This window comes from Shewanella phaeophyticola, assembly GCF_025398315.1.
GTDB classification, from domain to species: domain Bacteria; phylum Pseudomonadota; class Gammaproteobacteria; order Enterobacterales; family Shewanellaceae; genus Shewanella; species Shewanella phaeophyticola.
Map to the genome: position 1 here is coordinate 4,233,236 of NZ_JAODOQ010000001.1, position 13,953 is coordinate 4,247,188.

The window sequence follows — 13,953 nt, forward strand, 5'->3', positions numbered from 1 at the left end:
CTGAATAAGGCGTTTTGTTAACGCTTTTGTGCCGCAATTTTCTTGGCAAAGCCTTCTACTTTATCCCAGTCGGTAAACTCAAAAGTGCCGCTGGTGTCTGTTGGCCTTTGGTCATCCACATAATGAAACGAATCATAACCTTATCGAAAAATCGATAACGTGGGTAATCAATTTTACCGGCAAAAACCCCAAGCAGTTCAGGTTTCCAAACCGATAAGGTTAAAAACTTTTGCATATAAGGATTGGTTTCAGGGGTATTTTTTAGCGGTTTTCTCGCTACAACGTTTACGGTAAAAAAACTGTTCAACTTAGTGTCGAGCAATGCTTGGTTTTGCGCTGCAAACTTAAATAACTCCGGTCGATGCTTGCCATAGCGGATACTGGCACCAATCACCACTTTATCCATTGCAGCGAGCTGCTCAGCTGTCACATCCGTTAGATTAATCACTGTCACTTGCTCGCCACTTTCGCAAAGTACTTGCTCAATTCGCTGACAAATAGCCAAGGTTTGTCCATCAACTGTTGAATACAGAATTGCCGTTTTTAACATTAATTTTTCCAAAAAGTAGGGGTAAACAACACCAATAATGTAAAGACTTCTAATCGACCAAACAGCATCGCAACAATTAATACCCACTTAGCGCCATCTGTCACGTTAGCATAGCTTGATGCAACGTCTCCTAAACCAGAGCCTAAGTTGTTAATACTCGCCGCAGTGGCACTAAATGCCGTCATTGCATCCATTTCCATGGCCATTAAAATCACCATACACACCACAAACACCAGCGCATAGGCAGAAAAGAATCCCCAAACCGCATCAATAATCCGGTCTGGTAATGCATTTCCGCCGATCCGGATTGAATACATCGCCTTAGGATGAACTAAACGTTTCAATTCGCGCGAGCCTTGTAACACCAATAGAATCAAGCGGATCACTTTCATACCGCCACCGGTTGAACCCGCACAACCACCAATAAAGCTCGAAAATATTAACAAAATAGGTAAAAACAACGGCCAGGAATGAAAACTTTCAGTGCCAAATCCTGCGGTAGTGGAAATAGATACCACTTGAAAGAATGCATAATCGAGGGTTTGTTCTGCTGAATCGTAAACACCAGACTGATATAGCGTCATAAAACAAATGGCTGTTAATACCAGCTGCACGGCAATTAACACTTTAAATTCAGCATCTTTAAAATAGATTTTAAAGTTAATCCCACGCCAACTAAATGCGGCAAAATGCAGACTAAAATTGACGGCTGCAATCAGTAAGAAAATCGCACAAATCACATTGATTAATGGGCTATCAAAATACCCTAAACTGGCGTCATGGGTAGAAAATCCGCCAATCGCAATGGTTGAAAATGAATGACAAATAGCATCAAAAGCGTCCATTCCGGCAAAGTAAAATGCTAACGCACACAAGGTTGTCAGCATAAAATAAATGTACCACAAAGCTTTGGCTGTTTCGGCAATACGAGGAGTAACTTTGGTGTCTTTTACTGGACCAGGAACTTCAGCTTTATATAACTGCATACCACCAATACCTAACAGCGGTAAAATAGCCACAGCAAGTACAATGATACCCATGCCGCCCATCCACTGCAGTAAATGGCGATAAAACAATACCGATTTAGGTAGCTCATCAAGGCCAACAATAACGGTTGCCCCTGTGGTGGTTAGCGCTGAAAAGGATTCAAAAAAACTGTCTGATTCAACTGAGATTCGGCTCATTGGAAAAAATAAACGGCAGCGCCCCTATCGACCCAAGAACCGTCCAGAATAACACCACAATCAAGAATCCCTCGCGGGTACGAAGGTCACCTTTTTGATGACGATTGGGATACCACAATAAAAAGCCCAAAAAGATACTGACAAAAAAGGCCTGAATGAACGCAGTACCACCGCCATCTTTATACAAGATAGCCACTAATGCCGACGGTAACATGGTGATTGAAAATAATCCCATCAGCAAACCGGTGATTCTAATAATTGTTTTATATTGCATTAAGGATTCTGTTTAGGTTGTACTGCGACCATGTTAACAATTGAATGACATTCTGGCATAAGTTCGCCATTGGTCAAACTGTAAACTTTACTTGTAACTGGCACTTGAGTCAGGGTCGCTAAAGCTTGATTAAAATCTTGATGGTATGATTTGGCCAATTCAAAATGAATTTCAACCCTATCAGTAAACACTTTATCAATAACCACGCCATCATGTTGATTAACTAAATATTCTACATCGGTTAATTGCGCATAATGACACACTAAACTCGTTGGGTAGCGTATATGTTTTATTTGCGTTTGTACTTGAGGCAATCCTTGCTTAATCCCTGAGGTATAAGCACGAACTAACCCTCCCACACCCAACTTGGTACCACCAAAGTAACGCACAACAATTGCACCAAGCTCACCAATATTCGCTCCCTGCAGGCACGCTAACATGGGTTTTCCGGCACTACCCGACGGTTCACCATCATCGCTCGCCCCCATATCAATGGTATTTTCAGGGCTGCCAGCCACAAAAGCATAACAATAATGACTCGCTCCTGGATATTGTAACTTTATGTCAGTAAGCGCTAACTTCATTTGTTGTTGATTTGGACAATGAAACAACAAAGAGATAAAGCGGCTATGCTTTATCTCTTCCTCTATCAACACGTTAGCTTGAGGTATTAAATATGACTCAATCAACTAAACCAAACTCTCTTGTCATGTTCTCGACCTGGTTTTGATGCACGATTACATTATCTTCTATTCTGATCCCACCAAAAGGACGCAGTTCATCAACCGTTTTCCAGTTAATCATTTGTTTTGCAGACGGCGATAATTGTTCAAGTAAGCTGTCAATAATATAAATTCCCGGCTCAACTGTCAGTACTTGATTTGCGGCTAATACTCGAGTGCAGCGTAAAAATGGATGCGCGTCTGGCGCAGCAATGTGCGTACCGCGCTCATCATGAGCATAACCGCCCATATCATGCACTTGCAAGCCTAACATATGCCCTAAGCCATGAGGGAAAAAAGCACTGGTAATGCCTTGTACAACTAATTGCTCAACGGTGCCGGTTGCAAGTTCAAAATCAACGAGTATTTGGCCAATATGCTCATGTGTCGCAATATGTAAATCAACATATTTAACCCCGGGTTTCATCTGTTCAATAATGGCGAGTTGCACTTTATTAAGCGCGACAATCAATTGATAAAAACGGTTTTTCTCAAAAGCATAAGTACGTGTAATATCAGCAGCATATCCATGAAAATTAGCACCCGCATCAATCAAAAAAGATAACCTTTGTTCAGGTTTAGTATGCTCAAGTGCGGTGTAATGTAAAATCGCAGAATTTTGATTTAATGCCACAATATTGCCATAGGGAACATCATTTTCACCTTGGCCGATTTCCAATAAATAGCACTGCTGAATTTCGAACTCACTCGCCCCATTATAAAACGCATTTTTGGCCGCTAAATGGCCTTTAACGGCAATTTGGTTGGCGCGGCGCAAACACTCAAGCTCATACTGTGTTTTATCAGCGCGATGATAATGTAAGTAATTCATCACAGCATCAGGGTTACGGGCTGTAAAACCTAACACATCAGCCACATCTAAGTGCTCACCGATATAGGCTCATGCGGTCATATTTTTAGGTAAGTAATCAGCAATACGATCAGGCTTTGTTAATAACTGAATATTAAAATGTTCTGTCCAAAAAGTTTGTGGCACATCATTCACTTTATGCCAAAAATCTACCGGACGATAAAACACTAAAGTCGGCTTGTCTTGTCCATTAGCAATTACCCAACAGTTAGGGGTGTCTAAAATTGGCAGCCAAGCTTTAAATTGTGGATTGACTTTAAAGGGGTAATTTAGGTCATCTAAAAATTGTCTATGAGGTTGTCCCGAGTGAATCACAATGCCGGCAAGGTTTTCACGCTGACAAATATCAGCAACACGACGATTAAGCTCGGTAATATGCGCATGATATAGATGGGCTAACTGATCCATAGATTGTCCCTTTGATAAGTTTTAACCCAATAAGTCTATCACAAACTAAAAAACTCATCGCTAGATGATAAAAAATTAAACGGCCGTTTAAATTGGGTGTTGTAATTTTTCTCATTTAGTCGCACACTGACAATCAATTGGTCAATAGATGGCCTAAACTGCTGTGAATTGAGCTTGATAACTGCACAGTAAATAAGATGTGGAAGTCGCTTTTAAGCAATAAGGAAGCAAGCAATGATCTACCAAAGCCCTACCATTCAGGTTGAGTTACTTGAAGATAATATTGCCAAACTGTGTTTTAACGCACCCGGTTCGGTAAACAAGTTCGACAGAGAAACTCTAGCCTCATTTGATGCTGCATTAGACAGCATAAAGCAAAACACCAATATCAAAGCGTTATTGCTGACATCAGCAAAAAGCACCTTTATTGTTGGTGCTGATATCACTGAATTTTTGAGTCTATTCCAGCAGGATGATGCGACGTTACAAGCTTGGGTTGAACAAGCTAACGCGGTATTTAATAAGCTTGAAGACCTACCATTCCCTACAGCCTCAGCGGTTAATGGATTTGCATTGGGCGGCGGTTTCGAAACCATTTTAGCAACCGACTTACGTATTGCAGATACCAATGCACGTGTTGGCTTACCAGAAACTAAACTGGGGATTATCCCTGGTTTTGGTGGCACAGTGCGTTTACCACGTGTTATCGGTGCAGATAATGCCGTTGAGTGGATCACTACAGCAAAAGATCAACGCCCGGCAGATGCATTAAAAGTTGGCGCCATTGACGCCGTGGTTGCGCCAGAACATTTAGAAGCAGCAGCACTACAAATGTTGCACGATGCATTAAATGGCAGCATTGACTGGCAAACACGTCGCACTAAAAAGCAATCAGCACTTCAGTTACCAAAGCTTGAAGCCATGATGTCTTTTGCTACCGCGAAAGGCATGGTGTTCTCTGTTGCGGGTAAACATTATCCAGCACCAATGGCTGCTGTGAATGTGGTTGAGCAAGCTGCAGGTTTAGATCGCGACGGTGCATTAAAAGTTGAAGCGCAAGCGTTTATCAAGCTAGCTAAAACAGATGTAGCCCAAGCACTAATTGGTATTTTCTTAAATGACCAGTTTGTAAAAGGTAAAGCCAAAAAAGCCAGCAAACTGGCTAAAGATGTTAACCAGGCAGCTGTATTGGGTGCAGGTATCATGGGCGGTGGTATTGCATACCAAAGTGCCAGTAAAGGCACGCCAATCGTGATGAAAGACATCGCCCAGCCTGCATTAGATTTAGGCTTAAATGAAGCGGCTAAAATTCTATCAACACAAGTTGCTCGCGGCCGCTCTACCCCAGAAAAAATGGCTAAGGTACTTAACAACATCACTCCATCGCTTGATTATGCCGCCATTAAAGATAGCGACATTGTAGTAGAAGCAGTTGTTGAGCACCCTAAAGTGAAAGCAACCGTATTAGCTGAAGTTGAAAATTTTGTATCTGAAGATGCCATCATTGCTTCAAATACATCAACAATATCAATTAACTTGCTAGCAAAAAGCCTTAAAAAGCCTGAGCGTTTCTGCGGCATGCATTTCTTTAATCCTGTGCATAAAATGCCATTAGTTGAAGTTATCCGCGGCGAGCACAGTTCAGACGAAACCATTGCATCGGTTGTCGCTTACGCAAGCAAAATGGGTAAAACACCAATCGTAGTAAACGACTGCCCAGGCTTCTTCGTTAACCGCGTGTTGTTCCCATACTTCGCTGGCTTTAGTGGCCTGCTTGCTGAAGGTGCTGACTTTGCCGCTGTTGATAAAGTCATGGAAAAACAATTTGGCTGGCCAATGGCGCAGCATACTTACTTGACGTTGTCGGCTTAGATACCGGCCACCACGCACAAGCGGTTATGGCTGAGGGGTTCCCTGATCGCATGGGTAAAAATGGCAAAGACGCTATCGATATTATGTTTGAAAACAAGCGTCTAGGTCAGAAAAACACCAAAGGTTTCTATGCTTACTCAGTTGACCGTCGTGGAAAACCGAAAAAAGATATAGATCCTACAAGCTACGAATTATTAAGCGCTGAGTTTGGCGCATTAAAGGCCTTTGAGTCAGATGACATAATCGCTCGCTGTATGATCCCAATGATCATCGAAACGGTTCGTTGTTTAGAAGAAGGCATTATTGCATCACCTGCTGAAGGCGATATGGGTCTCGTTTACGGTATTGGTTTCCCTCCATTCCGTGGTGGTGTATTCCGTTACATAGATACCATGGGCGTAGCCAATTTTGTTGCCCTAGCAGACAAATTCGCACATCTTGGTGGCTTATATCAAGTTACCGACGCAATGCGCGAACTTGCAGCCAACAACGGTAGTTACTACCAAGCCTAATCAGTGGGAAAGGAATTAAATCATGAAACAAGCTGTTATCGTAGACTGCATTCGTACCCCTATAGGCCGCTCTAAGGCTGGGGTATTTAGAAATGTACGTGCAGAAACATTGTCTGCAGAATTAATGAAAGCACTACTAGTGCGTAATCCACAATTAGACCCAAACGACATCGAAGATGTGATTTGGGGTTGTGTACAGCAAACGCTTGAGCAAGGATTCAACATCGCTCGTAATGCTGCATTAATTGCTGGTATTCCAAAAACGGCAGGTGCTGTAACTGTAAACCGTCTATGTGGTTCATCAATGGACGCATTACATCAAGCTGCTCGAGCCATTATGACTGGCCAAGGTGACACTTTCATTATTGGTGGTGTTGAGCACATGGAGCCACGTACCAATGAACCACGGTGTTGATTTTCATCCGGGTATGGCAAACCGCGTAGCAAAAGCATCTGGCATGATGGGCTTAACCGCTGAAATGCTGGGTAAAATGCACGGTATCACTCGTGAACAACAAGATGCATTTGCCGTACGTTCACATCAACGTGCACATGCAGCAACCATTGAAGGTCGCTTCGCTAAAGAAATTTGGGGCATTGAAGGCCATGATGCAAACGGTGCATTAATTAAAGTGATGACTGATGAAGTGATTCGTCCTGAAACATCATTAGAATCTTTAGCCGGTTTACGCCCAGCATTCGACCCTGCAAACGGTACGGTAACCGCAGGTACGTCATCTGCATTATCTGACGGCGCTTCTGCAATGTTGGTTATGGAAGAATCTAAAGCGCGCGCTTTAGGGCTAACCATCCGTGCACGTATTCGCTCAATGGCGGTTGCCGGTTGTGATGCTGCAATTATGGGTTATGGCTCAGTTCCTGCTACCAAGAAAGCATTAGCCCGTGCAGGCTTGTCAGTTGCCGATTTAGATCTTATCGAACTAAACGAAGCCTTTGCGGCTCAGTCTTTACCTTGTGTTAAAGATCTTGGCTTACAAGATGTTGTCGATGAAAAGATTAACCTTAACGGCGGCGCAATTGCACTAGGTCATCCATTAGGGTGTTCTGGTGCACGTATCTCAACTACGCTAATAAACTTAATGGAAGAAAAAGATGCTACGCTTGGTCTTGCCACTATGTGTATTGGTTTAGGTCAAGGTATCGCGACAGTATTTGAGCGTGTATAAAAATCGTTTAATTAAAAAACTGAGCCAAACTTAGTTTACGAATAAACACTATAAACGAGCCAATTTGGCTCGTTTTTTTATTTTTAAATTTTTTCTGCTTTGGCTAATGTTCCACGTGAAACATGTTCTATGAAAATTTAAAAACAATTCAAAAACGAAACAAATCGACATATGTTAGCAAAACTCAAACTTGGCAAGTATTACTGACAAGAGTAATATTGGCGCAATTACACTGGTAAAATAGATTTTATTCAATGACCGATATATTTGCTCAAGCACAACATCAACTCGACGCACTTGGCCTTCGTTGCCCTGAGCCCGTAATGATGATCCGCAAAACCGTTCGTAAAATGACAGAGGGCGAAACCTTACTTGTTATCGCTGATGACCCCGCGACCACAAGAGATATTCCAAGTTTTTGTGAGTTTATGAATCACACATTAATTGCCAGTGACACCAGCAAAACACCCTATCATTACCTACTCAAAAAAGGACTTTAGATCATGGCCATCACATTGGAAGCCATCGCATACAAAACAGCAAAGCGTGGTGTAATGAAACCGACATTTTGTGCCAATGTGACTTTAGAGCGTGGTGTAGAAAATGATGTATTTGGCCGCCCAGGTAAACGCCAAGTGACCGTTATGTCTCAACAACAATGGCAACTTGCCTGCAAGCAAATTAATGCCAATCTGGATTGGCTCACTCGTAGAGCAAACTTATTAATTGATGGCCATCAATTTAGTGCCGAAGATGTTGGTAAAATCATTTCAATTGGTACCGATCTTCAGCTGCAAATAACCGGTGAAACTGACCCATGTAAAAAGATGGAAATGGCTCACCCGGGTTTAGAACAGGCACTTTTACCAGACTGGCGTGGAGGTGTGACTTGTCGAGTCATTCAAGCTGGTTTAATTCAACCTGATGACCTAGTCACCGTAGCGTAAAAAGATACTAGGGTCTGTTGAACTTTGCTGTTTTAATTTTGTTCGAGTTAAAAACGTTTTATTCGAGGCGAATTGATTGATGCCTAGTAATCTAAGCAACTCTTTATTTGCAAAGAATCATTCAACAAAGAGTAAAACGTTTTTAGCCGAACCTTTCAGGTAGCGTTTGTTGGCCATTTTTACTGCGTTATCGACTTTTTATGTAGAATAACTACACCTCAAAGTCTCTGCCGCGCAGTTATATATGTGAGTAAAGACCAACAATTCGCTGCAAAAACAATCTTGAAAGATCAACAGACCCTTGGTAACTCATTTTTATTTAAGCTTCACCCTTTAAACTCGCCTCCCATCTCTCTATGCCCAGTAATGATTAATGGGTATCTATGTTAATTTCTGTCATCAATTGAAACAGATTTGTTGTACACCTTATCGATAATTTGTGCGATAAAGGAACCTCTAAAATGACACGTTGCTGTATTTAAGTGTGCAAAGTCATCAATATCTAATACAAAAAAATCGAAACAGGTTGATTCCACTAAAATCTAAAACCAAACGGATAATCTAATTTATGTTTACATCAAAATTGACACCTATTTATGCAGCAATAGTCCTATCACTCGGCATGAACACCATAAGTATTGCCGCTGAAGATGACGTAACGAAATGGCAAGTTAACTCACCAGAAAATGCTCCATTGCAACAAATTGACATTAATGTCACAGAAGGCACCTGGATGAATGTCAATGTATCACCTGACGGCAAACATATCGTGTTTGACCTATTAGGTGATATTTATCAAATGCCAATTTCTGGTGGCGAAGCCAAGCCACTTGCACAAGGTATCGCCTGGCAAATGCAGCCTGTTTACAGCCCAGATGGTAAATACATTGCTTTTACCAGCGATGAAGATGGCGGTGATAATATCTGGATTATGGATGCAGATGGATCAAATCCACACCCTGTCACCAAAGAAACCTTTCGATTACTCAACAGCCCAGCATGGAGCCCAGACTCGCAATACCTTGTTGCTCGCAAGCATTACACAGGTACCCGCAGCTTAGGCGCAGGTGAAGTATGGATGTACCACCTTGCTGGTGGTGAAGGCGTTAAATTAACCGAACGACCAAACGAGCAAAAAGACTTAGGTGAACCAGCCTACTCGCCAGATGGCCGCTATATTTACTTTAGCCAGGACGCAACGCCAGGAAAAACCTTTCACTACTCTAAAGACTCAGTAAAAGGTATTTATAAAATTAAGCGTTATGACACCCAAACTGGCGATATCGAAGTATTGATTGAAGGTACCGGTGGCGCAATCCGTCCAACCCCAAGCCCTGATGGCAAAACATTAGCATATATTAAGCGCGATGGATTTCAGTCAACGCTTTACTCACTGGATTTAAAGTCAGGTGCGGAGACAAAACTCTACGATAAGCTTGATCGCGATATGCAAGAAACCTGGGCGATTCATGGTGTTTACCCAACAATGTCGTGGATCAAAGACAACAAGCACATAGTGTTTTGAGCCAAGGAAAAATTAACAAAATTGATGTCGACAGCAAAAAGGTCAGCAACATTCCATTTAGCATTAAAGGCCAACGCGACGTCCAGCCGGCTGTTCGTTTCACGCAAAATCTAGATCAAGATGAGTTCGACGTAAAAATGTTACGTATGGCTCAAGTCTCACCGAACGGCGAAAAAGTTGTATTCGAAGCCTTAGGCAAAATTTGGATACGCGATATTAACGGTGGTAAACATAAGCGCCTTACTCGTTTAGATGATGATATAAACGAACTGTTCCCGCAGTGGTCGCGCGATGGCAAAGACATTGTATTCACAACCTGGAACGATCAACAACAAGGCACTGTTAGTGTAGTTAGCGCTCGAGGCGGAAAAGCCAAAGTACTAACCAGCGAACCGGGGAAATACGTTGAACCAACCTTTTCGCCTGATGGCGATTACATTGTTTACCGTAAAGCCCGTGGCGGATACATGACGCCACGCACCTGGTCACAAGAGCCTGGCTTATATAAAGTCGATATCAAAGGTAAACACAGTACCAAACTAACTGCCAGCGGCCATCAACCGCAATTTGGTGCTGACTCGGATCGAGTGTATTTTATGGATTTTGGTAAAACCCCTGAGTTTGCCTCAATCGGTATGAATGGTTTTGAAAAGCGTACCCATTACACCAGTGACCACGCAACAGAGTTTCGTATATCGCCAAATGGTGAACACCTAGCCTTTGCTGAACGCTTTAGAGTATACGTAACCCCGTTTGCCAAGCACGGCGAAACCATTGCCATTGGATCTAAAGCCACTAACTTACCGATTAGCCAGCTAAGTGCTCGTGCAGGTGAAAGCATTAGCTGGAATGCTAAAAACAACCAACTATATTGGACATTGGACCAGAGCTATATCAAGCTGATGTTGACACTCAATACAGCAAATCGGACAAAAAAGTAGAACCGAAAGTGACAGCCATTGGCTTTAAAGATAAAGCAGATGTTCCACGTGGAACTGTGGTATTTGTCGGTGGTAAGGTCATTACCATGGAAAATGACCAAGTCATTGACAATGGCGTTGTCATTGTAAAAGACAATAAAATTAGCCAAGTTGGTGGTGCGACATTAGCTATTCCGGATAACGCACAGGTTATCGATATAAGCGGTAAAACCATTATGCCTGGGTTATTTGATGCCCATGCACATGGTGGACAGGCTGATGATGAAATTATTCCTCAACAAAACTGGGCATTGTATTCTGGCTTGTCGCTAGGGGTAACATCTATTCATGACCCATCAAATGATACTACCGAAATCTTTGCAGCATCTGAACAACAAAAAGCAGGAAAAATTGTTGAATCACGTATTTTCTCGACAGGTACCATTTTATATGGCGCAAACCTACCGGGTTACACCTCACACGTAGATTCTTTAGATGATGCAAAATTTCATTTAGAACGTCTTAAAAAAGTTGGCGCATTTAGTGTGAAAAGTTACAACCAACCTCGTCGAGATCAACGTCAGCAAATTATTGCCGCAGCGCGTGAGCTCGAAATGATGGTCGTCCCTGAGGGTGGCAGCTTATTGCAACACAACTTAACTATGGCTGCAGATGGGCACACAACATTAGAGCACTCATTACCGGTCGCATCTATTTACAGTGACATTAAACAATTTTGGAGCCAAACCAAAGTTAACTACACGCCAACACTTGTTGTTTCGTATGGTGGTATATCAGGTGAACATTACTGGTACGACAAAACAGATGTCTGGGCTCACCCTCGTTTAAGCATGTATGTACCGCATGAGATTTTAGATGCACGCTCAATGCGCAGAACCACAGCACCAGATGAGCACTATAACCACTTTAATGTTGCAAGAGTGGCTAATGAGCTCAACGAATTAGGTGTTAAAGTTAATATTGGCGCCCATGGTCAACGCGAAGGGTTAGCGGCTCATTGGGAAATGTGGATGTTCGCACAAGGCGGCATGAGCAATATGGATGTACTCAAAACGGCAACCATTAACCCTGCAACCACTTTCGGCATGGATCATCAATTAGGTTCAATTAAGCCAGGTAAATTAGCCGACCTTATTGTCATTGACGGCGATCCATTAACTGATATCCGTATTACCGATAAAGTGACCTACACCATGATAAACGGTAAGTTATTTAACTCAGAAACAATGAACGAATTAAATGGTGATAAGCAAAAACGTAAGGCGTTTTTCTTTGAAAAGATCTAGCTCTCTCATTCTATTGATGTAAATTAAGTAAAAAGGGTGTTCCACGTGGAACACCCTTTTTTATTAACCATAATAAATATTACCGATAATCAATACTGACCGTAGCAATGGCAATCTGTCGTATGATCATTCACCATTCCAACGGCCTGCATAAACGCATAACAAATAGTTGGCCCAACAAAGTTAAAGCCTAACTTTTTAAGCGCTTTAGACATCGCTTCAGATTCTGGGGTTTGAGCAGGCACCTGGCTTAAGTGTTCAAAATGATTGACCTTAGGGCTTCCACCAACAAAATCCCATAAAAAAGTAGAAAAATCATTCCCCTGCTCAACAAACGCCATGTACGCTTTGGCGTTTTTGATGATCGAGTTTATTTTTAATCGGTTGCGAACAATACCAGGCTCAAGCATTAGTGCTTCAACTTTGTCTTGGTCAAATTCAACAATTAGGCTCGGTTCAAAACCGGCAAATAATTGCTCGTAGTTTTGCTGTTTTTTTAAGATGGTTATCCATGACAAACCGGCTTGCTGACCATCTAAACATAACTTGGCAAATAGTCGCTTAGCATCGAATTCAGGTCTCCCCCAAACGTTATCATGATAATCTTGATACAAAGGATCTTCACTTACCCAGCCACATCGGTTAACTTGCATTATACGGTTCCAATAACGTTTTTATTCATACGTTAAAAAATAACCTACATCTGCCTTGCTCGACAAGGTATAATCATTACCATTTTCTATTAATAGCCTGATAGCAGTAGACATGACGACGAAACACGACGTAAAGACATTTCAGGGTTTCATCCTAACCCTTCAGGAATATTGGGCGCAGCAAGGTTGCGCAATTGTCCAACCTCTCGATATGGAAGTTGGTGCAGGTACTTTCCACCCGCAGACGTTCTTACGTTCATTAGTGCCCAGAGCCAATGAGCAGTGCATACGTGCAACCGTCGCGCCGTCCAACTGATGGACGTTATGGTGAGAACCCTAACCGCTTGCAACATTATTACCAATTCCAAGTTGTATTAAAGCCATCACCAGACAACATTCAAGAGCTTTACCTAGGCTCATTAGAAGCTCTGGGCATTGACACCAAAGTACATGATATTCGCTTTGTTGAAGATAACTGGGAATCGCCAACATTAGGAGCTTGGGGCTTAGGCTGGGAAGTGTGGCTTAACGGTATGGAAGTGACTCAATTTACTTACTTCCAACAAGTTGGCGGCATTGAATGTAGTCCTGTAACGGGTGAAATCACCTATGGCCTTGAGCGATTAGCCATGTACATTCAAGAAGTCGACAGTGTGTACGATCTTGTTTGGACTGAGCGGACCTCGTGGCCGTGTAACCTACGGTGATATTTTCCATCAAAATGAAGTAGAGCAATCTACTTATAACTTCGAACATGCCGATGTCGACTTTATGTTTACTATGTTCGATGAATGCGAAAAGATGTGCCAACACTTATTATCGTTAGAAAAACCTCTACCACTACCTGCATACGAACAAGTAATGAAAGCCTCGCACGCTTTCAATTTACTTGATGCTCGCCATGCCATTTCGGTTACTGAACGTCAGCGTTATATTTTACGCGTTCGTACCATGGCAAAAGGTGTTGCAGAATCTTATTATCAAGCACGTGAAGCACTTGGCTTCCCACTGTGTAAGTAGA

4 protein-coding genes and 7 pseudogenes are annotated in these 13,953 nt (G+C 42.3%); 6 read left to right on the forward strand and 5 right to left on the reverse strand.

Annotated features, from left to right (window positions below):
- Positions 1-17: 17 nt before the first annotated feature.
- The 4 genes and pseudogenes from hemG to pepQ form a co-directional block, all read right to left on the reverse strand.
- Positions 18-550 (reverse strand): annotated as a pseudogene (gene hemG, locus N4T56_RS19685) (menaquinone-dependent protoporphyrinogen IX dehydrogenase).
- Positions 550-2,008 (reverse strand): annotated as a pseudogene (locus N4T56_RS19690) (TrkH family potassium uptake protein). The pseudogenes hemG and N4T56_RS19690 overlap by 1 nt, the downstream one beginning before the upstream one ends.
- Positions 2,008-2,697, reverse strand: coding sequence for a YigZ family protein (locus tag N4T56_RS19695; protein WP_261734370.1), 690 nt, complete (start codon positions 2,695-2,697; stop codon positions 2,008-2,010). The pseudogene N4T56_RS19690 and the gene N4T56_RS19695 overlap by 1 nt, the downstream one beginning before the upstream one ends.
- Positions 2,690-4,009 (reverse strand): annotated as a pseudogene (pepQ, locus tag N4T56_RS19700) (Xaa-Pro dipeptidase). Before pepQ ends, N4T56_RS19695 begins: the two are co-directional and overlap by 8 nt.
- Before the next feature lie 234 nt (positions 4,010-4,243).
- Between pepQ and fadB the strand changes: the two are divergent.
- The 5 genes and pseudogenes from fadB (at position 4,244) to N4T56_RS19725 (ending at position 12,279) form a co-directional block, all read left to right on the forward strand.
- Positions 4,244-6,393: pseudogene (gene fadB / locus N4T56_RS19705) on the forward strand (fatty acid oxidation complex subunit alpha FadB).
- A gap of 22 nt (positions 6,394-6,415) precedes the next feature.
- Positions 6,416-7,580 (forward strand): annotated as a pseudogene (gene fadA / locus N4T56_RS19710) (acetyl-CoA C-acyltransferase FadA).
- Positions 7,581-7,834: 254 nt separating this feature from the next.
- Positions 7,835-8,080, forward strand: a complete 246-nt coding sequence (tusA, locus tag N4T56_RS19715) for a sulfurtransferase TusA (RefSeq protein WP_261734371.1) — start codon at positions 7,835-7,837, stop codon at positions 8,078-8,080.
- 3 nt (positions 8,081-8,083) lie between these two features.
- On the forward strand, positions 8,084-8,527 hold the full coding sequence (locus N4T56_RS19720; RefSeq protein ID WP_261734372.1) for an MOSC domain-containing protein: 444 nt from the start codon (positions 8,084-8,086) through the stop codon (positions 8,525-8,527).
- Between the two features lie 568 nt (positions 8,528-9,095).
- Positions 9,096-12,279: pseudogene (locus N4T56_RS19725) on the forward strand (amidohydrolase family protein).
- Between the two features lie 89 nt (positions 12,280-12,368).
- Here the strand turns inward: N4T56_RS19725 and N4T56_RS19730 are convergent.
- Positions 12,369-12,932, reverse strand: a complete 564-nt coding sequence (locus N4T56_RS19730; protein ID WP_261734373.1) for a DNA-3-methyladenine glycosylase I — start codon at positions 12,930-12,932, stop codon at positions 12,369-12,371.
- A 112-nt stretch (positions 12,933-13,044) separates the two neighbouring features.
- On the opposite strand from N4T56_RS19730, the pseudogene glyQ reads away from it, so the two are divergent.
- Positions 13,045-13,952, forward strand: a pseudogene (gene glyQ / locus N4T56_RS19735) (glycine--tRNA ligase subunit alpha).
- Position 13,953: the final 1 nt, after the last annotated feature.